General features: G+C 71.4%; 24 protein-coding genes. 12 read left to right on the forward strand and 12 right to left on the reverse strand.

Annotated elements, in window-relative coordinates:
• Positions 1-5 precede the first annotated feature (5 nt).
• From OG943_RS07260 to OG943_RS07270, 3 genes are read left to right on the forward strand one after another with little or no spacing between them, the layout of a single operon-like run.
• Positions 6-953: an ABC transporter permease gene (locus tag OG943_RS07260; RefSeq protein ID WP_328608911.1), complete on the forward strand. Its 948-nt coding sequence runs from the start codon at positions 6-8 to the stop codon at positions 951-953.
• The gene (locus tag OG943_RS07265; RefSeq protein ID WP_328608912.1) at positions 950-1,771 is read left to right on the forward strand and encodes an ABC transporter permease; all 822 of its coding nucleotides are present in this window, start codon (positions 950-952) and stop codon (positions 1,769-1,771) included. The genes OG943_RS07260 and OG943_RS07265 overlap by 4 nt, the downstream gene beginning before the upstream one ends.
• Entirely contained in the window at positions 1,768-3,144 is a 1,377-nt protein-coding gene (locus OG943_RS07270; protein ID WP_328608913.1) for an ABC transporter ATP-binding protein, read from the forward strand. Before OG943_RS07265 ends, OG943_RS07270 begins: the two co-directional genes overlap by 4 nt.
• A gap of 35 nt (positions 3,145-3,179) precedes the next feature.
• Here the strand turns inward: OG943_RS07270 and OG943_RS07275 are convergent, their stop codons facing one another.
• Together OG943_RS07275 and OG943_RS07280 are read right to left on the reverse strand one after the other, a co-directional pair.
• Positions 3,180-3,830 (reverse strand): GNAT family N-acetyltransferase, encoded by a 651-nt coding sequence (locus OG943_RS07275; protein WP_328612025.1) that lies wholly within the window; start codon positions 3,828-3,830, stop codon positions 3,180-3,182.
• A gap of 119 nt (positions 3,831-3,949) precedes the next feature.
• On the reverse strand, positions 3,950-4,735 hold the full coding sequence (locus tag OG943_RS07280; RefSeq protein ID WP_328608914.1) for a hypothetical protein: 786 nt from the start codon (positions 4,733-4,735) through the stop codon (positions 3,950-3,952).
• Positions 4,736-4,942: 207 nt separating this feature from the next.
• Between OG943_RS07280 and OG943_RS07285 the strand changes: the two genes are divergently transcribed.
• The 3 genes from OG943_RS07285 to OG943_RS07295 all read left to right on the forward strand — a co-directional run bounded on the left by OG943_RS07285 (position 4,943) and on the right by OG943_RS07295 (position 6,958).
• A complete protein-coding gene (locus tag OG943_RS07285) occupies positions 4,943-5,716 on the forward strand; it encodes a TIGR03084 family metal-binding protein (RefSeq protein WP_328608915.1) in 774 nt (257 codons plus the stop codon).
• A gap of 94 nt (positions 5,717-5,810) precedes the next feature.
• Positions 5,811-6,827, forward strand: a complete 1,017-nt coding sequence (locus OG943_RS07290) for a serine hydrolase domain-containing protein (RefSeq protein ID WP_328608916.1) — start codon at positions 5,811-5,813, stop codon at positions 6,825-6,827.
• Positions 6,812-6,958, forward strand: coding sequence for a hypothetical protein (locus OG943_RS07295; protein ID WP_328608917.1), 147 nt, complete (start codon positions 6,812-6,814; stop codon positions 6,956-6,958). The genes OG943_RS07290 and OG943_RS07295 overlap by 16 nt, the downstream gene beginning before the upstream one ends.
• A 20-nt stretch (positions 6,959-6,978) precedes the next feature.
• On the opposite strand, the gene OG943_RS07300 is transcribed toward OG943_RS07295, so the two are convergent.
• From OG943_RS07300 to OG943_RS07310, 3 genes are all read right to left on the reverse strand, one after another.
• Positions 6,979-7,830 (reverse strand): IS5 family transposase, encoded by an 852-nt coding sequence (locus OG943_RS07300; RefSeq protein WP_328608918.1) that lies wholly within the window; start codon positions 7,828-7,830, stop codon positions 6,979-6,981.
• Between the two features lie 180 nt (positions 7,831-8,010).
• Positions 8,011-8,442 carry a MarR family winged helix-turn-helix transcriptional regulator gene (locus OG943_RS07305; RefSeq protein WP_328608919.1) on the reverse strand — a complete coding sequence of 144 codons (432 nt, stop codon included), beginning with the start codon at positions 8,440-8,442 and terminating at the stop codon, positions 8,011-8,013.
• 36 nt (positions 8,443-8,478) lie between these two features.
• The gene (locus OG943_RS07310) at positions 8,479-9,177 is read right to left on the reverse strand and encodes a TetR/AcrR family transcriptional regulator (protein WP_328608920.1); all 699 of its coding nucleotides are present in this window, start codon (positions 9,175-9,177) and stop codon (positions 8,479-8,481) included.
• Positions 9,178-9,273: 96 nt separating this feature from the next.
• Here OG943_RS07310 and OG943_RS07315 point away from each other — a divergent pair, with 96 nt between their 5' ends.
• The 3 genes from OG943_RS07315 to OG943_RS07325 all read left to right on the forward strand — a co-directional run bounded on the left by OG943_RS07315 (position 9,274) and on the right by OG943_RS07325 (position 12,299).
• Entirely contained in the window at positions 9,274-10,506 is a 1,233-nt protein-coding gene (locus tag OG943_RS07315) for an oxygenase MpaB family protein (protein ID WP_328608921.1), read from the forward strand.
• Between the two features lie 22 nt (positions 10,507-10,528).
• Positions 10,529-11,413: an RNA polymerase sigma-70 factor gene (locus OG943_RS07320; protein ID WP_328608922.1), complete on the forward strand. Its 885-nt coding sequence runs from the start codon at positions 10,529-10,531 to the stop codon at positions 11,411-11,413.
• A gap of 130 nt (positions 11,414-11,543) precedes the next feature.
• Positions 11,544-12,299, forward strand: a complete 756-nt coding sequence (locus OG943_RS07325) for an SDR family oxidoreductase (protein WP_328608923.1) — start codon at positions 11,544-11,546, stop codon at positions 12,297-12,299.
• Positions 12,300-12,341: 42 nt separating this feature from the next.
• Here OG943_RS07325 and OG943_RS07330 read toward each other — a convergent pair whose 3' ends face one another.
• The gene (locus OG943_RS07330; protein WP_328608924.1) at positions 12,342-12,776 is read right to left on the reverse strand and encodes a cupin domain-containing protein; all 435 of its coding nucleotides are present in this window, start codon (positions 12,774-12,776) and stop codon (positions 12,342-12,344) included.
• A 92-nt stretch (positions 12,777-12,868) separates the two neighbouring features.
• Entirely contained in the window at positions 12,869-15,616 is a 2,748-nt protein-coding gene (locus tag OG943_RS07335; protein ID WP_328608925.1) for an ATP-binding protein, read from the reverse strand.
• 220 nt (positions 15,617-15,836) lie between these two features.
• On the opposite strand from OG943_RS07335, the gene OG943_RS07340 reads away from it, so the two are divergent.
• Positions 15,837-16,406, forward strand: a complete 570-nt coding sequence (locus OG943_RS07340; protein WP_328608926.1) for a nuclear transport factor 2 family protein — start codon at positions 15,837-15,839, stop codon at positions 16,404-16,406.
• A 197-nt stretch (positions 16,407-16,603) separates the two neighbouring features.
• The gene (locus OG943_RS07345; RefSeq protein WP_328608927.1) at positions 16,604-16,909 is read left to right on the forward strand and encodes a hypothetical protein; all 306 of its coding nucleotides are present in this window, start codon (positions 16,604-16,606) and stop codon (positions 16,907-16,909) included.
• A 19-nt stretch (positions 16,910-16,928) separates the two neighbouring features.
• Here the strand turns inward: OG943_RS07345 and OG943_RS07350 are convergent, their stop codons facing one another.
• The gene (locus tag OG943_RS07350) at positions 16,929-18,122 is read right to left on the reverse strand and encodes an FAD-dependent monooxygenase (RefSeq protein ID WP_328608928.1); all 1,194 of its coding nucleotides are present in this window, start codon (positions 18,120-18,122) and stop codon (positions 16,929-16,931) included.
• A 138-nt stretch (positions 18,123-18,260) separates the two neighbouring features.
• Here OG943_RS07350 and OG943_RS07355 point away from each other — a divergent pair, with 138 nt between their 5' ends.
• Positions 18,261-18,983 (forward strand): S1 family peptidase, encoded by a 723-nt coding sequence (locus OG943_RS07355; protein ID WP_328608929.1) that lies wholly within the window; start codon positions 18,261-18,263, stop codon positions 18,981-18,983.
• A 55-nt stretch (positions 18,984-19,038) separates the two neighbouring features.
• Here the strand turns inward: OG943_RS07355 and OG943_RS07360 are convergent, their stop codons facing one another.
• The 4 genes from OG943_RS07360 to dapA all read right to left on the reverse strand — a co-directional run bounded on the left by OG943_RS07360 (position 19,039) and on the right by dapA (position 24,687).
• Positions 19,039-21,024 carry a LamG-like jellyroll fold domain-containing protein gene (locus tag OG943_RS07360; RefSeq protein ID WP_328608930.1) on the reverse strand — a complete coding sequence of 662 codons (1,986 nt, stop codon included), beginning with the start codon at positions 21,022-21,024 and terminating at the stop codon, positions 19,039-19,041.
• A gap of 170 nt (positions 21,025-21,194) precedes the next feature.
• Positions 21,195-22,238 carry a 3,4-dihydroxyphenylacetate 2,3-dioxygenase gene (gene hpaD, locus OG943_RS07365; protein WP_328608931.1) on the reverse strand — a complete coding sequence of 348 codons (1,044 nt, stop codon included), beginning with the start codon at positions 22,236-22,238 and terminating at the stop codon, positions 21,195-21,197.
• Positions 22,235-23,743 (reverse strand): 5-carboxymethyl-2-hydroxymuconate semialdehyde dehydrogenase, encoded by a 1,509-nt coding sequence (hpaE, locus tag OG943_RS07370; RefSeq protein ID WP_328608932.1) that lies wholly within the window; start codon positions 23,741-23,743, stop codon positions 22,235-22,237. Before hpaE ends, hpaD begins: the two co-directional genes overlap by 4 nt.
• Positions 23,740-24,687 carry a 4-hydroxy-tetrahydrodipicolinate synthase gene (dapA, locus tag OG943_RS07375; protein ID WP_328608933.1) on the reverse strand — a complete coding sequence of 316 codons (948 nt, stop codon included), beginning with the start codon at positions 24,685-24,687 and terminating at the stop codon, positions 23,740-23,742. Before dapA ends, hpaE begins: the two co-directional genes overlap by 4 nt.
• Between the last annotated feature and the right edge of the window lie 33 nt (positions 24,688-24,720).

Genomic DNA, 24,720 nt, shown 5'->3' on the forward strand with positions numbered 1-24,720 from the left:
GGGCGGTGACGGCCCGCTTCGCCCTGCGCCGGCTCGCCCTCGGCGCCGGGCAGGTGCTGATCCTGCTCGTGCTGGTGTTCGGGCTGTCGCTGCTGCTGCCCGGCGACGCGGCGGACGTGCGGGGCGGCGACCTGTTCGGGGACCGGCAGCGGGCCGAGGCCCGGCACCTGCTCGGCCTGGACGTCGCGCCGGTGACCCGGTTCCTCGACTGGCTCGGGCACGCGGCCACCGGCGATTTCGGGACGTCCTACGCGAGCGGCGAGCCGGTGTCGCGGGTGATCGCCGAGCCGTTCGCGGTCACCGCGGTGATGGCCGGGCTGACCACGCTGCTCCTGCTGCCGGTGGCCGGCTGGGCCGGGTTCGCCGCGGGGCTGCGGCCGGGCTCGGCCCGGGACCGGGTGATCACCGCGGTCAGCGTGTTCTTCGACTCGATCCCGGACTTCGTGCTCGCGGTGCTGCTGGTCGCCTACCTGGCCGTCGGCCTCGGCCTGTTCCCGGCGACCTTCCTCGGCGCCGACCTGCCCACCATGCTCGCCGAGCCCGGGTACCTGGTCCTGCCGCTCACGGTGATGGTGGCGAGGGTCGCGGCGCCGCTCGTCCGGCTCGTGCGCGCCGGGGTGATCGACGTGGCCGCCCAGCCCTACATCGAGCAGGCGCGGCGGCTCGGGGTCGGCCGGGTTTCGTTGCTGCTGCGCCACATCGCCCCCAACGCGCTCGGGCCGGCGATGCAGGAGCTGGGACGCACCGGCGACGGCCTGCTGTCCGGAGTGTTCATCGTGGAGGCGGTGTTCGTGCTGCCGGGCGTCGCGTCCGCGCTGATCGGCGCGATCGGCGACCGGGACCAGCCGGTGATCCTCGCCATCGTGCTGATCACCGGGGTGGTGGCGATCCTGGTGAACGCCCTGATCGACCTGGCAGGCCAGCGTCTCGTGCCCCGGCGGAGCCTTTCGTGACGGCCAAGCGCGCGCTGTTCTCGGTGCTGGTGGCGGTCCCGGTGCTGTTCGCGCTGGCCGGCCCGTGGCTCGCGGACCTGGCCCCGCCCGGCCGCCAAGCCCCGTTCGGCCCGTCGGCCTGGTCGCCGTTCGGGACCGACCGGCTCGGCCGCGACGTGCTCGCGGCAGCGCTGCAAGGCGGGCGCACCCTGCTGGTGGTCACCGCGGTCACCGTGCTGTGCGCCTACGCGATCGGCTTCACCGTGGGCCTGCTCGCGGCGGCGGCGCCGAAACCGTGGCTGGAAGACCTCCTGATGCGCCCGCTGGACGTGCTGCTGTGCCTGCCGTCGTTGCTGATCATCATCGTGGCGGCGGTGCGCACCTCCGGCTCCACGGTCGCGGTCGCGGCGGCGGTCGGGCTCGCGCTGGTGGCCCCGATCGCCCGGTTCGTGCGGATGGCGGCGCGCGCGGTCGTCCAGGACCCGGTGATGGACGCGCTCCGGATGCAGGGGGAGAGCCGGTGGCACCGCTACGGCCGGTACGCGGCGCGCGAACTCGCCCGGCCGGTCGCCGCCGACTTCGGGGTCCGCGTCGCCGCGGCGATCTACTTCCTGTCTTCGGCGAACTTCCTGGGCCTCGGCTTCGACCCGGCCTCCGCGGACTGGGCGGTGACCGTGGCGGCCAACCGGGACGGCCTCGCCGAGGCGCCCTGGTCGGTTTTCCTGCCCGGCGGACTGATCGCGGCGCTGGTGGTCGGCCTCAACCTGCTGTGGGACGACCTGCTGGCCGACCCGCGCGCGCTCGCGGTGCGGGACGCGCTCCGGGCGGCGCGCCGGTGATCACGGTCCGCGGGCTCACCGCGCAGGCGGGGGAGGTGCCGATCCTGCGCGACGTGTCGTTCTCCGTCGGCGCGGGCGAAGTGGTGACGCTGTTCGGCCCTTCCGGCGCGGGGAAGACGACGGTCGCGATGGCGGTCGCCGGGCTCACCCGGCCCGGACTGACGGTGCACGGCGAAATCGAGGCGCCGCCGAGGATCGGTTACCTGCCGCAGCAGGCGGCCGAGACGCTGAACCCGGCCCGCCGGATCGGCCGGGCCCTCGGTGAGCTGGCCGGCCTGCGGGAACCGCGGATGAGCCGGGCGCGGCGGCGGGAGCGGGTCGCCGAGGTCCTGCGCGCGGTCGCGTTCGAGGACGGGGACCGGGTCCTGCGGCGGTACCCGTTCGAGTTCTCCGGTGGCCAGCGGACCCGGCTCGCACTGGCGCAGGTGCTCGCGACCCTGCCTACAGCGCTGGTCCTGGACGAGCCGACCACCGGCCTCGACGCCGGGCGCAAGGCGGATCTCGTCGCGCAGCTCCGGGCGCTGGCCGAGAGCGGGGTCGCGATGCTGGTCGTCACGCACGATCCGGACGTCGTGGCGGGGCTCGGCGGGCGGGTGCTGAGCGTGCGTGAGGGCACCGTCGAACCCGCGCCGCCTCCGTCCCCACGGCCAGTGGTGGCGGTGCGGGAGCGGGCCGCACCACGGGGTGCGCCGGTGGTGGAGCTCCGGGACGTGTCTGTCCACTATGGATCGACGGCGGTGCTGCGCGAGGTCGATTTTTCGTTCTACGGCGGTGAAACGGTGGGGATCACCGGAGCTTCCGGTGCGGGGAAGACCAGCCTCGCCCGTTGCGTCGCCGGTCTGGTCCGGCCGAGCCGTGGCACGGTGCTGGCTGGAGGCGAGCCCCTGCCACCGTTGCGGAAACGCACCACGTCGCAGGTCGCGTCGGTGCAGTACGTCTGGCAGGAGGCGGCCGCGTCGTTCGACCCGCGGCGCACCGTGGCCGACCAGGTCGCCGCGACCGGCGTCCGGCTGCGCGGGCTGCGCCCGGCGGAAGCCCACCACGAGGCCGTGGCGGTGCTGGACCAGCTCGGGCTCACCGAGGCGCAGGCTGGCCGGTACCCGCCGGGGCTGTCGGGCGGCCAGCTGCGGCGCGCCGCCCTCGCGCGGGCCCTGCTGGCGCACCCGCGCGTGCTGATCTGCGACGAGGTCACCACCGGGCTCGACCACTCGCTGACCACCCGCGTCCTCGATCACCTCGACGCCTACCAGCAGCGGACCGGCGCCGCGGTCCTCTCGATCAGCCACGACCCGCACGCGCTGGCCGGCCGCGTGGACCGGTTCCTCGTGGTCGATGGCGGGCGCGTCACCGAGACCGCGGTGGGATTGGCTTGACCGCACGTCCTGGCCGCTGTCGGACGTAGCTGGCGTCAGGAGTGGTGTTCGGCGCGCCAGTGACGCCCTCGCCGCGGCGTTCGCCAGTGCCGCCCCCGCCAGGGGCGGGCCGGACCGTGCGCGGCGGCGAAGCCCGGGTGGTGCGCGGCGAAGTGGCCGGCGGTGATGGCCATCAGCACCGGGTACCTGATCTGCCCGCGCAGCAGCTCGGTGTCGCGCGGCCGGCCCTCTTCGTGGAAGCCGAGCCTCGCGTGCAGCGCCAGCGAGGCGAAGTTACGGCCGTGCACGCTGACCTCGCACTCGTGGTAGCCGCGCTGCTCGAACATGAACGCGAGCAGCGTGGTGACGGCGTCGCCCGCGTAGCCGCAACGCCGGTGCTGCGCGCCGATCCCGATGCCGTAGCTGAACCGGCCGGACGCGGGGTCGGCCTGGAGCCAGATCGAGCCGACCAGCGTCCGGCCGTGCAGCGTCTCGATCGCGAGGTGGCGGTCGTCGCCGGAGCCGGCCACGTCCGCCCGGTGGGTCGCCCAGTGCCGGTACCCCCCGGCGGCAGGGCCGCCGGCCGGGTCCCGGTCGAACCCGATCAGGGCGCGACGATCTCCGGGGCGGATGTCGCGCAACCGCACCGTCCGGCCGGGCCGGCTGTCCACCCGCGCCGGGGCCGGCACGGGGCGGGGAGCGTCCATGATCATCGGCAGTGATCGTACCCGGGGTGCTCACGGCCCCCGGTCGCGCCGCCGCGGACGGCCACCGGACGGTTACCGTCCGGCGTTTCCGGGTGACACGGCGCGGCCGCCGCTCGTCCTCAGTTGTCGACGAACTGGCCCAGCGCGGCGCGGTAATCGGTGAAGTCCGGCTCGGTGTGGATGCTGGTGGCGTCGCTCTTGGTGAGGGTCAGCGACGGGCAGCTGGGCTGCGAGCTGCCGAGCAGCTGTGTGGAGCCGATCTTCGTGCCGGTCTTGGCTTCGTAGAGGGTGACGTCGTACTTGCCCTGGTAGAGCTTGAGCGTGTCCGAGGTGAACTTGCAGTCGGTGAGGTACTGGCCGTCGTCGGGCGAGTCGAGGCAGGCGATGACCTGGACCTGGCGTGGGTTCAGCTGGGTGTCGTCCCACTCCGGCGGCACGTCGGCGCCCATCGAGGCGATGTTGAGGGAGTCGGAGTCGCTGGTGACGAACACGCCGACCGGGTGCGGGCTGGGGCCGGTGTACGCGTCGTTGTCCGGGAAGTACTTGCGGACGCCCGCGCAGCCGTCCTCGAGGTCCGACACCCGGGAGACCGCCGCGTTGCTGGCCTTCGGTGCGAACAGGACCCAGTACCCGCCGTAGCCGACCGCCGCCACCACGGCCACGGCGATCAGCCGCACCGCCAGCTTGCGGTTCTTGTTCGACGCCTGCCCCGGCGCGGATTCGCCCGCCAGCGCCGTTCGCACGGGCACCCCGCGCCGGCCGCGGACCGCGACGGAGATCAGGAACACCAGGGGAGCGGCCGCCACCAGCGCGAACAAGATCCCGATCGGCACGTTGCCGCTCTGGAAGGCGAGTACCGAGAACACCACGGCGAGTGCCGTGAGGACAATGAACAACCGGGCCATGAAACGCCTTCCGAATCCACCTGTGCCAGCGGAAGCGGACGCTAGCCGGGGGCGATGACATCCTGATGACATGGCGGGACCGTGGCCGTCGCTCCCGCCCGAGCGCGGCCGCTGCCCGAAGCCGTTTTCCGGTAGCCTGGCCACATCAGCTTTGTTCCTCCCGGCGGGACGACCCCGTTGCCATCCCTGCGTGTAAAGGTGAATTCGATGCTGGACTACGGTTTCGACCTGTCCGGTGTAGAGCGCGATCTTGCTCTGCCCGACCTGGTGGCTGAAGGCGCCGAGCTCGACGCCCTGGTGGCGGCGCAGGCCGACTGGTCCGTGCCCACGCCCGCGGCGGGGTGGACGATCGCCCACCAGATCGCTCATCTCGCGGCCGCCGACGCGAACGTGCTCATCGCCATCCGGACCCCGGAGGCGTTCGGCACCGTGCTGAAGGAGGCCGAAGCCGAAGGCAGCCAGCACGCCGATCTCGAAGCCGCCGCCGGCGCGGCCAAACCGCGATCCGTACTGCTGGAACAATGGCGTGCCGGCCGAGCCGAGGTGGCGGAGGCGCTCCGTGACATTCCGCTGGACCACGCGTTTCCGTGGTACGGCTCGCAGCTGACCGCGGCGTTGATGGTGCCGCTCCGGCTGATGGAAACCTGGGCGCACGGGCAGGACGTTTTCGACGCGCTGGGTGTCCCGCATCGTGCGACGGGGCGGCTCCAGCACGTGGCCTCGCTCGGAGTGATCGGCCGGGAGCTGTCGTTTTATGCCGCCCAGTTACCCGGTCCGGCCGAGCCGTTCCGGGTCGAGCTGACCGGTCCCGGCGGCCAGACCTGGTTCTGGGGCCCGGAAGACGCCGCGCAACGGGTTCAGGGCAGTGCCCTCGATTTCTGCCTTCGGGTCACCCATCGCCGGTCCCGGGCCGAGACCGATCTCACGGCGGTCGGTGAGGACGCGGAGAAGTGGCTGGACAACGCTCGCGTTTTCCTCTGAGAACGCGAGCCCGTCGCCGATTTCATCGGAGTTTAATCACGCGTCGCTAGCGTCCCCCGCGCTATCACCAGATCGAACAGGGGGACGGATGTTCTTGACAGCAAAGAGGATCCTGGCCGTCGCGGCGGCGGTGCCGCTGATGGCCGGCCTCGCCGGTGCGGCGAGCGCGGCGCCGGCGCCGGCGCCGGCACTGACACCGACGCCGGCCGAGATCCTGCAGGCGGGTGCCCAGGCCGGGCTGAAGGACGGCTATCCCGCCGTGATCGGGATGGTCCGCAACGGCGACGACACCCAGTACATCCACGCCGGCAACGCCGACCGCGTCAAGGGGACGCCGGCCGACCCGAAGATGAAGTTCCGGATCGGCAGCAACACCAAGGCGTTCACCGCCACCGTCCTGTTGCAGCTGGAGGCCGAGCACAAGCTTTCGCTCGACGACACGGTGGACCACTGGCTGCCCGGCGCGGTGAACGCGAATGGCAACGACGGCACCAAGATCACCCTCCGGCAGCTGCTCACCCACACCTCGGGGATCCCGGACTACGCGGCCAACACCCAGTTCGGCCTGACCTACGCCGGCAATCTCAACCCCAGCCTGCAGTGGGCGCCGCAGACCTTGGTCAACCTCGGCACGTCGAGCAAGCCCGTCGGCGCGCCCGGCGCGAAGTACTCGTACTCCAACACCAACTACGTGCTGGCCGGCATGGTGATCAAGGCGGTCACCGGAAACGACCCCGCGGTCGAGATCCAGCACCGGATCATCGAGCCGCTCGGCCTGCGCGACACGACGTTCCCGGCCTCGGACCCGGCCATGCCGGCGAATTCGCTGAACGGCTACTTCATCGCGCTCGGCATCTACCGGGACGTCACGGCGTCGCAGGTGCAGGCGTTCGGCTCGGCCGGCGCCATCGTGTCCACCCTGGACGACCTGGCGACCTTCGAACGCGCGCTGATGACCGGCAAGCTGCTGCAGCCGGCCCAGGAACAGGAGCTGAAGACCACGGTGCCGATGGACGCCACCTCCGGCAACGGCTACGGACTGGGGATCGGCCACGCGCAGACCCGTGCGGTCCGGTGTGGACCCACACCGGCGCCGTGCTCGGCTACCTGAGCCAGTGGATCACCAGTGACGACGGCAGCAAGCAGATGGTGTTCGCGGTCAACGAGTTCCACATGATCGAGGGCACGCCCGGCCAGGCCGACGTCGGCACCGCCGCGCTGAACGCCTACTGCGCACTGTAAGTGCCTGTCTTGGAACTTGGTTAGGTGGTTCTGGCCCGCTTTGTTGGGCGGGTGAGGCGTCTGGTCATCATAGTGATCATGGCGTTGTTGACGAATGCGGCGGAGTGGTCGGGTAGTCGTTCGTAGTCGCGGGCGTTGCGGCGTGCTTGGGTGATCCAGGAGAAGGTGCGTTCGACGACCCAGCGCCGGGGCAGGATGATGAAGGTGGTCTGGCCGACGATTTTCTTCACGATGTCGAAGGTGAGATGCAGTGTGTCTTGTGCCCAGTCGACCAGTGCTTTGCTGGTGTAGCCGCCGTCGGCCCAGACCCAGGTGATGCCGCGGTAGGCGGTGTGCAGCGCCGAGAGCAGGTCGCGGGCTGCGGCGCGGTCCTGCACGCTGGCTGCGGTGATCAGGACCACCAGCAGCAGTCCTTGGGTGTCGGTGGCGATGTGGCGTTTGCGGCCGTCGATCTTCTTCCCGCCGTCATAGCCGCGCGACGGGCGGCCGACGGTCTCGGCGGCCTTGACCGACTGGGAGTCGATCACCGCTGCGGACGGCGCCGGATTCCGCCCCGCTCGCGACCGGATCTTCTCGCGCAACTGGTCGCGGATCTTGTCGAACACCCCGGCTTTGCTCCAGCGGGTGAAGAATCCGTGCACCGTCTGCCATGGCGGGAAGTCCGCTGGTAACGCCCGCCATTTGATGCCGTTGTCGGTCACGTAGCGCAGCGCGTCCACGACCGCGCGCCGGTGATGTTTCTCCGGCCGGCCACCCAGCTCGGTCGCACATGCAGGCCTGGGCAGCAACGGCTCCAGCAACGCCCACTCGGCATCGGTGGTGTCCGACGGGTAGCGACGGGAACGACAGCCCACTGACGTGGGCCGATCCACGGCAAGGTACAAAGGGAAACCGGGCCTCTGCTAGAGATCGAGATGTGGTGTCAAGATCACTAGCAGAGGCCCGACCCATACCCGAAACCGGGATCACAAACAGGCACTAAGAGCTGTAAGGCTCGTGAGTGTTTAGGACGGTTCTAACCGTCATAAACACTCACGAGCCTCTCGCCGGGTTCAGCGCTCGGCTTGGGCGGTCAGCACCTTGTCCAGCAACCGGTGCAGCTGTTGCTGTTCCTTGCCTTCCAGCGTGGCGAAGGGGGAGCGTGCGTACGCCCGCGCGAGCAGCCGCTTGCGGACCTTCGCGCCGGCGTCGGTCAGCAGCAGCGTGCGCACCCGTCCGTCGGCGGGATGCGGTGCCCGCAGCGCGAGGCCCTTCTCTTCGAGCTTCGCGCTGAGCAACGTCACGTTCGACGGATCGCACTGAAGACGGCCGGCGAGCTGCTTGAGGGAAACCGGCTCCGCGTCCGGGTCCACCAGCCAGAGCAGATTGGCCTGTGACTCGGTGAGGTCGTCCGCCTCGACGATGGCCTTGGTCATGCTGGTGACGACTCCGCCCAGGCTGATCAGCTGCTCGATCAGCCGCGCGTGTGTTTCGTGGGTGCGCACGTCCCGAGTGTACTTCTTGAAAGTGTCATTGAGTTACTACACGAATGTGGAGGGGTTTCCCGGCCCCGCAACGCTTTGCAACATGGGCACGAAGAACTTCCGGGCCAGCGCGCGCACCTGCTCGTCGTCGTCGAGGTCCACGACCTGGCTCGGGGTGACGAGGAACGAGGCGGAGACGCGGGTCATCAGCTCGGCCACGAGTTCCACGTCCACCTCGGCCGAGACCGTGCCCGCCGCCTGCTCGCGGTGGAGCTGGCCCGCGACGAACCGCTGCACCGCGGCGTGGGTCTGCCCGCCGTCGCTGATCATCGACGGCACGAGCACGTCCGGCTCGACGGCCATCAGCCCGCCGATGAGCCGGTTGTGCCGGATGGCCCGCAACGCGCTGGCGAAGCCCAGCACCACCCGGTCGGCGGCGGTGGTGGCCGGTTCGATGTCGAGGAGGAACTGGTCGAAGTAGCGGCGGAACTCGCGCCGCACCACGTGTTCGACCAAGGCGTCCTTGGTGGCGAACCGGCGGTAGACGGTGATCCGGGAGACCCCGGCCCGCTTGGCCACGTCCTCCATGGTGGACCGGCGGATCCCCATCCGGCAGAACTGTTCGTAGGCGCCGTCGAGCACGCGCGCGGTCACCTCGTCGTCGTCGGCGACGGCCGGCCCGACGGCCTCGGCGAGCGCGCGTTCCAGCAGTGATTCCCGGCCTGGCGTCATCTCGCCGGATCGTACCGCTTCCACCTGCCGCCTCCCCTTGATACGGGATTACATGATGCGTACCATCGTATCAGTCGCTATCTCAGCTTCGAAGATCCAAGACTCAAAGAGGAGTCAGGCATGGACGGACTCAGCCGGCGCAAGATGTTGATGGTGGGCGGCGGGGCGCTGGGGGCGCTCGCCTCGCTGGGCGCGGCCGCACCGGCCCGGGCATTGGCCGCCTGGACCTGGGGACCGAGCGGTTCGGTGGCCGGTTCGGGCGCGGGCGCCGACCCTCGCGGGGTGTGGGACGCCGAAGCGGATCCGCTGGTGGCCTCGCTCCTCGAACGGGGTGAGGTGCCGCGGGTCAACGAGCTGCTGCGGACCTGGACGCGGAACGACCAGCCGTTGCCGGCCGGGCTGCCCGGCGACCTGCACGCGTTCATCGAGCAGGCGCGCCGGCTGCCGTCGTGGGCCGACCCCGCGAAACTGGCCCGGGTGGCCGACTTCACCAAGGCCAAGGGCACGTACCTCATCCTCGGCTACGGGCTGGGCAGCGGGATGATGAGCACCGCCATCCCCGGCGAGGCCCGGGCCGTCTACTACTCCAAGGGCGGCGCGGCCATGAAGGACCGCGTCGCCAAGACCACCAAGCTCGGCATCGACCTGCACGAGCTGAACGCCTTCCAGCCCGACGGCCACATCATGGTCACCGCGGTCAAGACCCGGCTGGTGCACGCCGCGGTCCGGCACCTGCTGCCGCAGTCCCCGGGCTGGTCCCGGACCGGCGGCGGCCGGATCCCGATCAGCCAGAACGAAATCCTGATCACCTGGCACAGCCTGCCCACGTTCGTCAGGCGCAAGCTGACCGAGTGGCAGGTCCCGCTGAGCGCCGCGGAGTCCGACGCGTTCCTGCACCTGTGGCAGGTGAACGCGCACCTGCTCGGCGTCCTGGACGAGTACATCCCCGCGTCCTGGGCGGCGGCCGAAGCGCAGTCGAAGCAGATCCTGGACCCGGCGATGGGGCCGACGCCGGAGGGCGGCGACCTGGCCGAAACGCTGCTCACGATGGCCAGCCAGGCCGCCGGTCCCGCCGCGCCCATCGGCCGGTCCCTGCTCAACGCGCTGACCCGGTACGTGGCCGGCGACCAGGTCGCCGACTGGGTGGCCGTGCCACGTGAGCCGGTCTGGGATCCGTTGATCAGCATGGGTTTCCCGCAGTTCGTGGCGCTGCGCGAGAAGCTCATCCCGCTGCCGTTGATCCCGCCGATCGCCTGGACCCTCGACGAGGCCATCCGTCAGCTGATGATGTTCTACCTGTCCGAGGGAAAGCCGGTCGACATCGTGATCCCGGACGTCAACCGGCCGTCCTGAGGAGGCAGTGCACACTGGGCCCATGCAGGAGACCGTCGGCGGGGACCTCGATGGCGCGGCCGCGGTGTTCGCCGGGATCCGGCCGAGGCTGTTCGGCATCGCCTACCGGATGACGGGCAGCGCGGTCGACGCCGAGGATCTGGTGCAGGAGACGTGGCTGCGCTGGCAGAACTGCGACCGGTCCGCGGTGGCCGAGCCGGGGGCCTACCTCGCGACGGCGATCACGCGGCTGGCGATCAACGCCGGGCAGACCGCCCGCGCGCGGCACGAGGCCTACGTCGGGCCGTGGCTGCCCGAGCCCGTCGACACCTCCGCGGACCCGCAGCTGGGCGCGGAACGGGGCGCGGCGCTGGAGTTCGCGGTCCTGCTCCTGCTGGAGAAGCTCTCGCCCACCGAGCGGGCGGCGTACGTGCTGAGGGAGGCGTTCGACTACCCGTACCACCAGATCGCCGAGATCGTGCGGACCACGGAGGTCGCCGCACGCCAGCTCGTCAGCCGCGGGCGCAAACGGCTGGCCGCCGAGCGCCGGACGCCGGCGAGCGCGCCCGAGCAGCGGCGGCTGCTGACCGCGTTCGTGGCCGCCGCCCGGGCCGGTGACCTCTCGGCGCTGGAGGACCTGTTCGCGGCGGACGTGGTGAGCTACTCCGACAGTGGTGGCGCGGTGCGCGCTTCGCGGATTCCGGTCCACGGCGCGACGACGGTGGCGAAGTACCTGCGGGCGTTCGCGGACCGGTTCTGGGCCGGCGTCGACGTCTCGTGGGTGGAGGCGAACGGCGGGCCCGGTGCGTTGCTCCGGCGGGACGGCGAGGCCTTCGCCGTGGTCACCGTCACGGCTTCGGCCGAGGGGATCGAGCAGGTGCTCTGGATGATGAACCCCGGCAAGCTCGGCGCGATCACCCGGTCCTGAGCCCGTTTCGCGCCCGGGCTGCCGGACGAGTCCCACGGCGGCTGTCACAGATTCCGGTCCGGTCTGGTCCTAGCTGGTGGTTGTCCGAAGTCCCCGGATCAGCGGGGGACATTCACCGAAGGGGTTCAGCATGAAGATCGTCGTCGTCGGCGGTACCGGCCTGATCGGCTCGCAGGTCGTCCGCAGGCTGACCGAGCACGGCCACGAGGCAGTGGCGGCGTCGCCCGCGTCGGGCGTGGACACGATCACCGGGGAAGGCCTCAAGGAGGTGCTGCAGGGTGCCCGGGTGGTGGTCGACGTGTCGAACTCGCCGTCGTTCGCCGACGACGACGTGATGGCGTTCTTCCGGACTGCCACCGGAAACCTGGTCGAGGCGGCCGGGGCGGCGGGCGTGGGGCACTACGTCGCGCTGTCGGTGGTCGGGAGCGACCGGCTGCCCGAAGCCGGTTACCTGCGGGCGAAGGTGGTGCAGGAAGACCTGATCAAGCAGTCGGGCATCCCGTTCTCGCTCGTGCGCGCCACGCAGTTCTTCGAGTTCGTCGGCGGCATCGCCGACTCGTCCGCCGAGGGCACCACGGTCCGGCTCCCGGGCGCGGGCGTGCAGCCGATCGCGGCCGCGGACGTGGCCGCGGTGGTGGCGCGGACCGCGGCCGGCGAGCCGCTCGGCGGCACGGTCGAGATCGCCGGCCCGGAAGTGTTCGGAATGGACGAATGGGTCCGCACGGGCCTGGCCTTCCGCCACGACGCGCGCGAGGTCGTGACCGACGCCGAAGCCCGCTACTTCGGTGCGAAGCCAGGCAAAGACGGTCTGCTGCCCGGCCCGGGCGCCCAGCTGTCCGAGACCCGTTTCGCGGACTGGCTCCCGGTTAACCCGCCGGTGAAGTGATGCTGGGGAGGCCGGTCTCGCGGCCGGCCTCCCCACGGGCGGTCAGGGGCGAGGCGCGCGACGGTCCCGCCGCTGCTCCAGCTCCTCCGCGCTGACCGGGACGAGCATCGGCTGGCCGGGCGCGCAGAACATGGTCACCACGAAGGCGGACTCGGCGTCGGCGAGATTGTTGCCGTCCTGGTAGTGGATGACGTCGTAACCCGGCTCCCAGAAGGCCTCGCCGGCCTTGACCACGCGCTGCGGCTCGCCTTCGAGCTCGAAGATGATCTCGCCCTTGACGACGTAGCCGAAGGCCGGACCGGAGTGACGGTGCGGCGGCGCGCCCTCGCTGCCGGGCGGCAGGGTGACCAGGATCGTCATCGCCTCGGCCCCGGCCGGCATCGGCGGCGCGCCGGGAACGGTGGCCACCAGGTCGATCCGGGGCGGCGGTGTGGTCGAACCGGGGTTCTCGAGGTGGTGCGAATGGGCGGTGCTCATGGGATTCACTGTCCTTTGTGGTCGGTTCGAGGTGCTTCCGCCGGCTAAGACAAGACAGTGGCCCGATGTGTGACAGATGGGCGGGGGCTCGGTCAGAGTGCGAGTTCGCGCAGCTGACGGCGGGAGGTGATGCCCAGCTTGCGGTAGATGTTGCGCAGGTGGGTGTCGATCGTGCGCGGGCTGAGGAACAGGGACGCGGCGACTTCCTTGGAGGTGGCGCCGGCGGCGACCTTCCCGACGATCAGCCGTTCCTGGGCGGTGAGCCGCTCACGCGGGTCCGTGCCGTCCTGGCGCGGGCGCTGCCCGGTGGCGATCAGTTCGCGGGCCGCCCGGGCGGCGAACGCGGTCGCGCCGCGCGCGGTCAGCGTTTCGTGCGCGGCCTGCAGTTCGGCGCGGGCCTCGGCGCGGCGGCCTTCGCGGCGTAGCCACTCCCCGTACGTCAGGCGCGCGCGGCCGTAGTGCATTCGCGCCTCGGTCCGGGCGAGCAGGTCGATCGCCTCCCGGTAGCGGCTGTCCGTGCGTTCCGACGCCGGATCGAGCAGTGCCTGCGCGAGCAGGTGCGTGGCGACGGACCACCCGGTGGGGCCGACGCGCGCCCGGGCTTCGAGCCGGGCCAGCGACGCGGCGGCGGCCTCCGGACGGCCGGTCCGCGCGGCCGCCTCCACCAGCTCTTCGTCGAGGTGCCAGATCACGTAGGAGCCGCGCAGTTCCTGTTCCTGGGCGGCGAGCCCGGCGTCGAGCGCGGCCGGGTACTCGCTGAGCCCGTTGCGCAGCACCGTGGTCGCGTAGAGCTCGGCGAGCACCTCGTCGCGGCCGACCCGGCGGTGCATCCGGTCCCGCAGCTCGCCGAACCGGCCGGCGTCGCCGCGCCAGCCGGCCAGGATGAGCTCGGAGCCGGCGAAGTTGACGGTGCCCACCGCCTCGTCCACCGCGTGGGCTTCTTCGAGGCTCCCGGCCGCTTCCTCGAACTGGCCGAGAACGGTCCTGGCGACCGCGTGGATCTGCAGGGCCTGGGACAGCACGGTGAAGGCGCCCCGCGCGCGGGCCAGCTCGACCTGCCGGGCCGAGATCACCGCCGCGGACTCCTCGTCGGCCAGGTCGATCGCCATCAGGCAGGCGAGTTCCATCCACCACGGGTCCTCCGCGGTGCGGAACGCTGCCACCGCGCGCTGCATCGTGGGCACCGCTTCCCCAGCCGGCACAAGGACCTGGTCGAGCAACGCGTCCAGCAGCAGGTCGACCGGGCGCGGCTGCTGCCGTCGCGGTGCCTGCTCGCGGATGCGCGCGCCGAGCCGGCGCAGGCGCCCCGGCAGGCGGTCGACGAACATGGCCGAGGCGAAGGCTTCGAGGTAGGTCTCCCTGGCCTGGTCGGGCGGGAGGCCGGCGGCCGCGTCGACCAGCGTGGCGGTGGCGTCCGCGCTGCGGGTGAGGTGGAAGTCGATCAGGGCGCGCTGCAGGCGGGCGTCGGCGCGGTCGGCCGGCTCCATCGGGCGGCGCTCGGCCTGCGTCAGCAGCTCACGGGCCGCCGCGGGCGCGCCCGAATGCAGCCGCGCCCGGGCCGCGGCGAGCATCCGCCCGGCTTGCCGGGTGGGGTCGGGGGTCAGCTCCGCCGAGCGTTCGAGGAACGCCGAGGCCGCGGCGAGACCGCCCCGCCGTTGCGCCCGCCCCGCCGAACGGGCCAGCTCCGCGGCGACTTCCTCGTCGGTGTCGACGACGGAGTGGGCACGGTGCCAGGCCCGGCGGTCGGGATCGGTCTCCGGGTCGGTGGCCTCGGCGAGCGCGGCGTGGACGCGCCTGCGGGTTTCGGGGGTGGCCGAGTGGTAGGCACCGGAGCGGACGAGCGGATGGCGGAAGCGCAGCCGGGAACCGAGGCTGATCAGCCCCTCGTCCTCCGCGGCCGACAGCCCGGCCGGGTCCAGTTCCAGCCGCTGCGCGGCGCGGCGCACCAGGCCGAGGTCGCCGACCGGCTCCGCGGCGGCGAGCACCACCAGCGACCGCGCCGGGCCGGGCAACAGCCGCGCCCGCCGGGCGAACTGGTCCTCCAGCACGTCCACCACGGTGGCCCGCGGCCGGTCACCCGGGGCGGGCAGGCCCAGCGGCCCGGTCTGGTAGCCGAACTCCAGCAACGCCAGCGGGTTGCCGCCGGCCTCGGCCAGTATCCGTTCGAGCACCTCTCCGTCCGGCTCCGCGTGCGCCGTCGAACCCCGCGCCGTCGAACCGTGCCCGATCGAACCCAGCCCGATCGAACCGTGCGCGGCCGAACGCAGCAGGGACCGCGCGTCCGCGTCGCCGAGGCCCGGCAGCCGCAGGTGCGGCAGATCGGTGAACCCGAGGTCCGGGGACGGGGTCCGCCCGGCGAGCACCACCGCGATCCGCTCGGCGGCGATCCGCCGCGAGACGAAGCCCAGCACCCCCCGCGTCCCCGTGTCGATCCACTGGACGTCGTCCACCACGCAGCACACGGGCCGGAGCCGGCTGAGCTCGTGCAGCAGCCCCAGTACGGCCAGGCCGATCGTCAGCGGGTTCGGCATCGTCTCGCCGCCGAGCCCGAACACCGATTCGAGGGCGGTCCGCTGCACCGCGGGCAACCGGGTGCGGTGTTCGAGCACCGACGTGCAGAGCTGGTGCAGGGCGGCGTACGGGAGGTCGCGCTCGAACTCGGTCCCGACCGCGCGCAGGACCAGCCACTCGTCGAGGCCGCTGACCGTGGCGTCGATCAGCGCGGACTTGCCGATGCCCGCTTCGCCGACCACCATCAGGGCGCCCCCGCGCCCGGCCGAGGCCGCGCGGGTCAGGTCCTTGAGCGCACCCAGCTGCTCCTGACGGGCGACAAAAGGCACGACCTCGACATCCTTCCTCGATCTGGTTGCGTCGAGTGACCGCCAGTGACCCCGCCGGTCACTCTATCGGAGCAGCCGGCGCCCTGACTGCCCGATTACGTAGCTCGCGATCTAGGCAATCGTTGCCGACGCGCTCACCGCCCCCGCCACGGCATTGTCGGTCGGGTAAGGCGCTGCCGACCGGCGGCGCCCGGCCTTCGGCCCGGAAGGGGAACCGATCATGATCATCACCGGCGTCACGCTCGCCGCCCTGCCCGCGTCGGCGGCGTTGCCGGCGCCGGTCGTGGTGCCGGCAACGCAGCCCGGCGGGACCACGACCGCCAAACCCGGCAGCGGTCCCCGTCCGGACCACCGGCCGCCCCGCGTCGTCGAGCAGTGGGCGAGCGCCTGGAACACCGGTGACGCACTGGCGATGAGCGCGCTGTTCGCCCCCGACGGCACCTACACCGACCACGCCTTCCAGGCCGCGTTCACCGGCCCGGCCGGGGTCGAGCAGTGGGTCACGACCACCATGCAGCGCTTCCGCGCCTTCCGGGCGACCGTCGAGAACGCGTTCCGCCTCGGCGACAACATCGCCGTGACCTGGACGTTCGCCGGCACTTTCGGCGACCGGACGCCGTTCACCCCGCCGCACGACCCGGCCGGGAAGTCCTTCTCGGTGCCCGCGACCTCGGTCTTCACCCTGCGCCACGATCGCATCGTGTCCGCCGAGGACTACTACAACCTCGCCGACGTCCTGCGCCAGGTGGGATTGCCCGCGGGCCCGTTCACTCCGCCCGGCGCGAACTGAAGCTGTCCACTATGGACGACCACGAGGGGCGCGGAGGCGGGCCGGGCAGGGCCAATCGTCTAGTCCTGCTTGTACTCACGGGCAGCTCGCACCCCGCGCGCTGGTGCGCGAGAGCGTGGCGAACCAAGATCCTTCTTGACCGCGAAGTCCGGATCCGGTGACGTCCTGGTGAAGCAGCGGCTCTCCCGTACAGGGCCGTGGAGCGGGGGCGGGGCGAGGTCTGCCCCGCCCCCATCCCGCGGGTGCTGCGTTCGCCGCTGCACGGCATGGTCAGCAAGAAGATGCTGATCGGCACCGCCGCCGGGTGGCGCCGCAACCTGCGCACGGGCGAGCCGGTGCGGATCCTCGAGCCGTATCAGGTCATCATCAAGGGCAACCCCAGCCACAGCCGCCATTCCGGGGTCACCCTCGACCGTGACGGCAATGTCAACCGGGACGAGCTGCGCCGTGCGCTGGCCAAGGGGACTGTGGTGGTGCGCCTGCGTCCCGGTCCGCCGGCGTAAGTCCCACGGCCGCGCGGCGTCAGCCGGGATAGTCCTCGAGGGTGATGCCGTTGGCGGCGTCGGCGCGGTCGGCCTGGGTGACCGTCCGGCCGGCGGCGGCGTCGCGCGCGATCTGCTGGTTCTTGCCGACGTAGCCCTGCATAACCCGCTGGTACCGGGTGAAGGCGGCCTCGTGGTCGCCGGGGCTCTTCGCGAGTTCGCCGGCGAGCACGTAGGCGCCGACGAGGGCCATGCTGGTGCCCTGGCCGGCTCGGGGCGAAGCGCAGTACGCCGCGTCGCCGACCAGCGCGACCCGCCCGTTCGACCAGTGCTCGAGACAGGCCTGGCTGGTGGAGTCGAAGAAGAAGTCCGGCGCTTCCCACATGCGCTCCAGCAGCCGGGGCGTTTCCCAGCCGACGCCGGCGAAGTGCTCGGCGAGGATTTCCTTCTGCTGCTTGACATCGTGGTAGTCGAAGTCGAGTTCCGGGGACGCGAACCGCAGCATCGCCCGTGCCTCGGTGTTGTGCCGCGCGCTGTAGACGCCGACCAGCCCGTTGTCGGTGGTGTGGTACATCTGCCAGTGGTCGAGGCCGAGGAAGTTCTCCACCGTGAAGATCGTGATGTAGCTGCCGAGGAAGCGGACGAACTCCGCCTCCGGGCCGAAGGCCAGCCGGCGCACGCCGGAGTGCAGGCCGTCCGCGCCGATCACCAGGTCGAACCGGCGCGGACTGCTGTGCCGGAAGGTGACCTCGACGCCGTCGCCGTCCTGCGTCATGGCGGTGATGACATCGCCGAACAGGTACTCGGCGCCGCCGCCGGCGTCGGACAACAGGGTGGTCAGGTCGTCGCGCATGATCTCGACGTCGTCGTTGTCGATCAGCCCGCCGGTCAGCGTGGCCTCGGTGGAGCGGGACAGCTCCTCGCCCCGGCTGTCCACAAACGACATTCCCCGCAGATCGGTCTTCGCGGCCCGGATCGGCTCGAGCAGCCCCATCCGCTCCACGACCTGGAGCGCGGCGCCGCGGACGTCGATGGCCTGCCCGCCCCCGCGCGGGCCGGGGGAGCGCTCCACCACGGTTGGCTGGAAACCCCTGCGCTGCAACCAATAAACCAGCGCCAGCCCGGTCACACTGGCCCCGGAAATCAGTACACTCCTGTTCGGCACGAACTTCTCCCAGCGTTTCTCGGTGTCGCGGACTCCTCCAGCCTTGACGCGGGCGGCGGTGGCCGCCATGCAAAGATCGGCACGGAATAGTTCCGCTCCGGGCAATGACGGGCCATTCGTGCAGACCGGCCGGCCGGAGTTGCGCGGACGAGTGGCGAAGATCATCATCGCCAGGGTGACCGCCGTCGCCGAGCTAAGGACTTGCCCGTGAAGCTGCCCCGCCTGACTCTCCTGCTGCCCCTGGTGGCGCTGGCCACGCTCGCCCCGGCTCCCGCCGCGTCCGCCGTGATCGGGGGCTCGGTCAGCGCGTACGGGCCGTGGGCGGTGCGGATGCTGGTCGACGGCAAGGGGGAGTGCACCGGGACCGCGATCAGCCGGGAATGGATCATCAGCGCGTCGCACTGCTTCTTCGAGCAGGCCCAGGACATCGCGGACGCCCGCATCGAGTTCCGGGTGGGCAGCCTGGACCAGCGCACGGGCACCGTGGTCCACCCGGTGAAGGACAGCCGGCAGGGCAGCCCGGTCGCCGACATGATGCTGATCAAGGTGCCGCCGATGACCGTCAAGCCCGCGAAGCTCCCCGGCGCCGAGCCGGTGCGGCCCGGCCAGACCGTCCGGCAGTACGGCTGGGGCGCCACCTGCCAGGGTGATGAGAACTCCTGCCAGTCGGACGTGCTGAAGCAGTCGGACTTGCGGGTGGTCAAGTCCGACGACCCGCGGTGCGACGGCTTCGGCGGCGGCACGGACTTCTGCCTCACCAGCGTTTCCGGGGTCCCGGCCGGTGGCGACTCCGGTGGCCCGATCATGGGCACCGGGGCCGCGGCGGAGACGCTGGTCGGCGTCTTCGACACCTCCGACCGCGAGAGCATGGCGGGCGCGGGAGACGTTTCCCAGCAGCTGGCCTGGATCCGGAAGGTCATCGGCTGCTGAGAGGCTGGGACCGGCACCACCCCGGGGAAGCGACCGCCTCCCCGGGGCCCACGGTCTACTTGCCGGTCATGAATTCCTCGAGGCGCAGCGGACGGCCGACGATGCGGACGTCGCCGATCCAGCCGTGGAAGACCTGGTCGACGGCGCCGTCGTAGGAGTGGCCGCCGAGCATCCAGGCGAGGCCGAGCGAGGTGATCCCGGCCGAGTCGGTGGACGGGTTGTCGGCGACCGGGGAGCTTTCCACGTACATCCGGGTGCGGTGGCCGTCGTTGACCACGGCCAGGTGCCACCAGGTGTCCTCGGGCAGGCCGTGGCCCCAGTTGGTCGTGGGGGAGGCCTGGTTCAGCGGGTAGCAGTTGAACTGCGGCTCACGGCCGTTGTTGGAGATGCTGAGCTGGGCCACCGGCTCCTTCGGGTCGGTGTTGCGGCCGTGCTTGCCGGCTTTCCCGGCCTCGCCCCAGCGGCTGAACACGGACATGAAGCCGTTGTTGTTCGAGTCCCAGTCCAGCGGGATCTTCACGAACGCTTCGATCGTGTAGCCGCGCCGGAACGTCTCGGTGTTCAGCGGCGCCGGCGAACCGGTGGTCAGGTACGCGCCGTGCAGCGGGTTCCGGCCGCCGGTGAACCGCAGGCTGGCGTGGCCCGGCTGGTCGGGGTGGTGCTCGTCGGACCAGGTGAGCGCGTCGGCGGCGGTGCCGGGCACGCTGAGCAGGGTGAGGTCGTTGCCGTGCCCGGAAAGGTCGCGGACCGGCCGGCTCGCGGTGACCGGGCTGCCGGTGCCGCCGCCGTCGTCGAATCGCCAGTACGCGAGCGTGCCCGGCACCAGCATCCGGTTCGCCGGCCGCGCGGGGCGGACCGGCACGGGCAGGAAGCCGGCGAACCGCTGGCCGAAGTCGAACGGCATGGAGAAGTAGTCCACCGGGGTGGTGAGCCGTGATTCGAGGACGGCCATGCGGTTCCGCTCGGCCGGGGGCTGGGCCAGGATCCACGGCGAGACCGTCTCGACGTCGATCGTGTTGCGCTCCAGGTCGAAGTGGTAGAGCCGCAGCATGCCGCCGCCGCCGAAGTAGCGGTTCTGGTAGTTCGTGATGTGCAGGTGGACGTCGTGGCCCGCCGAGTTCTTCCTGGTGACGCGCCCGGACGGCCAGTAGTGCCCGTTGAGCGTGAGGAAGACCTGGTCGTTGTCCTTGATCAGCCGGTCCCAGACCTGCTGCCCGTACTCGGTGATCGCGGCGTTGTCCTCGGGGTCGCCGGACTCGTACGGGTAGACGTTGTCGTCGTAGGTCGAGCCGACGATCTCGTGCGCGGTGAGGATCACCGGCAGCTTCGGGTGGGCCTTGATCACCTGGTCGGCCCATGCGAAGCCGGCCTCCGAGGTGCGCCAGTCCATCGCGAGCAGCAGCCACTCCCGGCCCGCGGCGCGGAAGACGTGCGCGGTGTTGTACCCGCTCGCGTCGGCGCCGAGGAACGACTTCGACCGCCGGAACCGCTGCGGCCCCATCGTCCGCAGGTACGGCGTGCTGCCGCGGGTGTCGTCGCCGGACACGTCGTGGTTGCCGGCGAGCACGCTGTAGGCGACGTTGTGCGAGTCCAGCACCTCGAACGCCTTGCCGACCGCCTGGAACGACGTCGGGTCGGCGTCCTGCGTCAGGTCACCGAGGTGCGCCATGAAGACGATGTTGCGGTCCGGGTTCCCGCTCTGGTTGATGACGTAGCGGAACGACGCCTCCTGCGGCTCCGGGGCGATGCTGTTCTGGCTGCCCCAGTACAGGTACTGCGTGTCCGGCATGACGGCGAGCGTGAACTGGAGGCTCTCGGAGTCCGGGCTCCACCGGCCGGCGCCGCCGGGCCATCTGCCCGCGGCGTCGGCGGCGTTGTCGGCGTTGGGGGCAGCAGCGGTGTCGGCGGACGCGGGTGTCGCGCCGAGCGCGCCCAGTGCCGTGGCCCCCACCCCGGCCAGCCCCGCGTTGCGGAGGAAGGACCGGCGGTTCGGCCCCTCCGGGGTCGGGGAGGGGTCGCCGCTGCCTCGGGTCAAGCGCATGATGGTTCCGTCCAGGTCTGCCGGGGAGGATCTTGAGTCGCCCCGACGCTAAGCACGACCGGCCACCAGCAGGCCAACGGAAGATGACCGGCACGGGTCGGCTGCTTTACCAGGACGCCGGATGTCCGATGGTTGTCTTGCGGCGCCACCGTGTGTGGTCCCCCGGTAGCTCAAACCTGTTCGCCCAGCTTGAATTCCGTGTCCCGCGACGTGTAGGAGAACCCGTCCGCGCCGATGGTGACGTCGGCCTCGCGGGCCTCCGAACGGGCGGTCAGCGGCTGCGGCTTGCCGTCGAGGTCCAGCACGGCCGAGGCGTCGGAGTACCAGCTCGGCACCACCGGGCTGCCCCACCAGTCGCGGCGCTGGTTGTCGTGCACGTCCCAGGTGATCACCGGGTTGTCCGGGTCGCCGGTGTAGTAGTCGTGGGTGTAGATCTCGATGCGGTGCCCGTCGGGGTCGCGCAGGTAGAGGTAGAACGCGTTCGACACCCCGTGCCGGCCGGGCCCGCGCTCGATCATCTCCGGCTTGCGCAGCGCGCCCAGGTGGTCGCACAGGTGCAGGATCTGGTGCCGCTCCTGGCCGGCGAACGCGATGTGGTGCAGGCGCGGCCCGTCGCCGCCGGTGAGCGCGACGTCGTGCACCGTCGGCTTGCGGAACATCCAGGCCGCGTAGACCGTGCCCTCGTCGTCCTGGATGTCCTCGGACACGCGGAAACCCAGGCCCTCGTAGTACTTCCGGGCCGCCGGGACGTCCGGCGTGCTGAGGTTGAAGTGGTCCAGCCGCGACAGCGCGCCGGCCCCGTGCACGTCGTAGCGCTGCGTGAACCGCTCGACGTGCTCGGCCTCGCAGAAGAACTCCACCGGGAACCCGAGCGGGTCGAGCACGCGCACCGCCTCGCCGATCCCGCGCGTCGCGCCCGCCGGACGGCGTTCCACCCGCACGCCCAGCTCACGGTAGTACGCCTCGGCGAGGTCGAGGTCGGCCGCGCTCCGGACGCGGTAGCCGAGCACGGCGAGCGCGGGCGCCATTCCCTTACGCAGCACCAGGGAATGGTGCAGGTACTCCTCGAACGCCCGCAGGTACAGCGCGTCGTCGTCTTCGTGGGTGACAACGAGCCCGAGGACTCCGACGTAGAACTCACGCGAGGCAGCCAGGTCGGTGACGACCAGCTCGGCGTACGCGCAGCGGAGGACGTCCGGCGGGGTGGCGGTCATGACTGTCCCTTCTGGACGCCGAAGCGGGCCGTGTGCACCGGCCCGAGCGAGACGTGGATCGCCTGCTGCAGGCTGTAGAAGTCGAGCGAGCGGTAGCCGCCCTCCTGGCCGAGGCCCGAGGCCTTGACTCCGCCGAACGGCGTGCGCAGGTCGCGGACGTTGTGCGAGTTCAGCCAGACCATGCCGGCCTCGACCGACTGCGCGAACGTGTGCGCGCGCTCCAGGTCCGAGGTCCACAGGTAGGCGGCCAGCCCGTACTTGACGTCGTTGGCCAGCGCGAGGGCCTCGGCCTCGGTGTCGAACGGGGTGAGCGCGACGACCGGGCCGAAGATCTCCTCCTGGAAGATCCGGGCGCCCGGGGCGACGTCGGCGAACACCGTCGGCGCGACGTAGTTGCCGGTGTCCAGGCCGGGCGGGCGGCCGCCGCCGGCGAGCAGCCGTCCCTCGGACTTCCCGAGTTCGATGTAGCGCAGCACCTTCTCGAAGTGCTCCGGGTGCACCAGCGCGCCGACCTCCGTGGCCGGGTCGTGTGGGTCGCCGACGACGATGGCGCGGGCGCGTTCGGCGTAGCGGGCGCAGAACTCGTCGTAGACACTGCGTTCGACCAGGATCCGGCTGCCCGCGGTGCAGCGTTCGCCGTTGAGGGAGAAGACGCCGAACAACGTCGAGTCGAGCGCGGCGTCGAGGTCCGCGTCGGCGAAGACGATCGCCGGGGACTTGCCGCCCAGCTCCATCGACATGCCCTTGAGCCCGGTGGCGCAGTTGCGGAAGATCGTCTGCCCGGTCGTGGATTCGCCGGTGAACGAGATCAGTGGCACGTCCGGGTGTTTGACCAGCGCGTCACCGGCCTCCTCGCCGAAGCCGTTGACCAGGTTGAACACCCCGTCGGGCAGCCCGGCGCCCGCGAAGATCCCGGCCCACAGGCTCGCCGATAGCGGCGTGAACTCGGCCGGCTTCAGCACCACCGTGCAGCCGGAAGCCAAGGCGGGCGCGAGTTTCCAGCTTTCCAGCATGAACGGGGTGTTCCACGGCGTGATCAGCCCGGCCACGCCGGCCGGCTTGCGGTGCACGTAGTTCACCTGCCGCCCTGGCACCTGGTAGGTGTCGTCGGCCTGCGCCACGACGAGGTCGGCGAAGAACCGGAAGTTCTCGGCGGCGCGCTGAGCCTGGCCGAGAGCCTGGGTGATCGGCAGCCCGGTGTCGAACGTCTCCAGCTCGGCCAGCCGGGCGTCCTGGGCCTCGACGGCGTCGGCGATCCGGTTCAGCACGCGGGCCCGGGCGCGCGGCGCCAGGCCCGGCCACGGCCCGTCGGTGAACGCCGCGCGCGCCGCCGCGACCGCCCGGTCGACGTCCTCGGCCTGCCCCGCCGCCGCGGTGGTGTACGGGCGGTTCGACACCGGGTCGAGCACGTCGAAGGTCTTGCCCGACACGCTGTCGACGAGTTCACCGCCGATGTAGTGCTTCAGCTCGCCCGGCAGGCCCTCCGGGACGTGGTGCGTCGTCATGCCCGCCCTTTCATCGTGAAGCCCTCGACGGGGCTGAGGTACTTCGCGCCTTCGGCCATCAGCTCGGAGATCCGGGCGACGCCGGGTCCGGTCGGCGGGATCAGCGGCGGCCGCACGTGCCCGGAGGAGATCAGGCCGCGCTGCTCCAGCACCCACTTGCCCGGCGCCGGGTTGGTCTCGACGAACAGCAGGTCGACCAGCGGGTGCAGGCCGTAGTGGATTTCCCGCGCCCGTTCGAGGTCCCCGGACTGCCAGGCTTCGTACATCTCGGCGCACGCGGCCGGGGCGATGTTCGCCGTCGCGCTGACGAATCCCGCGCCGCCGAGCGCCAGCAACGGCAGGCACAGCAGCTCGATCCCGGACCACACCAGCAGTTCCCGCCCGCACTGGTGCAGCACGCGGGAGAAGTGCTCGAAGTCCTTTGTGGTCTCTTTGATCCCGACGAAGTTGTCGCACGAGCGGAACAGCCGCGCGACCGTCTCCGGCGCGAGGTCGACGGCGGTGCGGCTCGGCACGTTGTAGGCGACGATCGGCAGGTCGGGGAACTCCGCGGCGACCGTGCGATACCAGACGTAGAGCGCTTCCTGGGTCGGGCGCGCGTAGTACGGGGTGATCACCAGCGCCGCGTCGACCCCGGCGTCGCGGGCCGCGGAGGTCAGTTCCAGGGTCTCGTCGAGCTTGGTCGAGCCGGTGCCCGCGGCGATCGGCACCCGGTCGCCGACGGCCGCGGCCACGGTGCGGATCGCCTCGGCCCGCTCGGCGATCGTCTGCGAGCTGGGTTCACCGGTGGAGCCGCCGATCGAGATGCCGTGGCTGCCGGACGCCAGCTGCCAGCGCACGAGGTTCGCCAGGCCGTCGTGGTCCACCGCGCCCTCGGCGGTGAACGGCGTCATCAGCGGCGCGATCGACCCGCGGATCGACTGGGGGTCGGAGCGGAAACGCATGCCTATCCTTTCGGGGGCAGGGTCTTTCAGGAG

The organism is Amycolatopsis sp. NBC_00345, assembly GCF_036116635.1.
Classification (GTDB): Bacteria; Actinomycetota; Actinomycetes; order Mycobacteriales; family Pseudonocardiaceae; genus Amycolatopsis.

Bases quoted from the DNA above. Each gene is read 5' to 3' on its own strand.
- OG943_RS07275 (WP_328612025.1), bottom strand. From the start codon at position 3,830: ATGGACGCTCCCCGCCCCGTGCCGGCCCCGGCGCGGGTGGACAGCCGG.
- OG943_RS07280 (WP_328608914.1), bottom strand. From the start codon at position 4,735: ATGGCCCGGTTGTTCATTGTCCTCACGGCACTCGCCGTGGTGTTCTCG.
- OG943_RS07285 (WP_328608915.1), top strand. From the start codon at position 4,943: ATGCTGGACTACGGTTTCGACCTGTCCGGTGTAGAGCGCGATCTTGCT.
- OG943_RS07315 (WP_328608921.1), top strand. From the start codon at position 9,274: ATGGACGGACTCAGCCGGCGCAAGATGTTGATGGTGGGCGGCGGGGCG.
- OG943_RS07320 (WP_328608922.1), top strand. From the start codon at position 10,529: ATGCAGGAGACCGTCGGCGGGGACCTCGATGGCGCGGCCGCGGTGTTC.
- OG943_RS07325 (WP_328608923.1), top strand. From the start codon at position 11,544: ATGAAGATCGTCGTCGTCGGCGGTACCGGCCTGATCGGCTCGCAGGTC.
- OG943_RS07330 (WP_328608924.1), bottom strand. From the start codon at position 12,776: ATGAGCACCGCCCATTCGCACCACCTCGAGAACCCCGGTTCGACCACA.
- OG943_RS07340 (WP_328608926.1), top strand. From the start codon at position 15,837: ATGATCATCACCGGCGTCACGCTCGCCGCCCTGCCCGCGTCGGCGGCG.
- OG943_RS07350 (WP_328608928.1), bottom strand. From the start codon at position 18,122: ATGGCGGCCACCGCCGCCCGCGTCAAGGCTGGAGGAGTCCGCGACACC.
- OG943_RS07360 (WP_328608930.1), bottom strand. From the start codon at position 21,024: ATGCGCTTGACCCGAGGCAGCGGCGACCCCTCCCCGACCCCGGAGGGG.
- hpaD (WP_328608931.1), bottom strand. From the start codon at position 22,238: ATGACCGCCACCCCGCCGGACGTCCTCCGCTGCGCGTACGCCGAGCTG.
- hpaE (WP_328608932.1), bottom strand. From the start codon at position 23,743: ATGACGACGCACCACGTCCCGGAGGGCCTGCCGGGCGAGCTGAAGCAC.
- dapA (WP_328608933.1), bottom strand. From the start codon at position 24,687: ATGCGTTTCCGCTCCGACCCCCAGTCGATCCGCGGGTCGATCGCGCCG.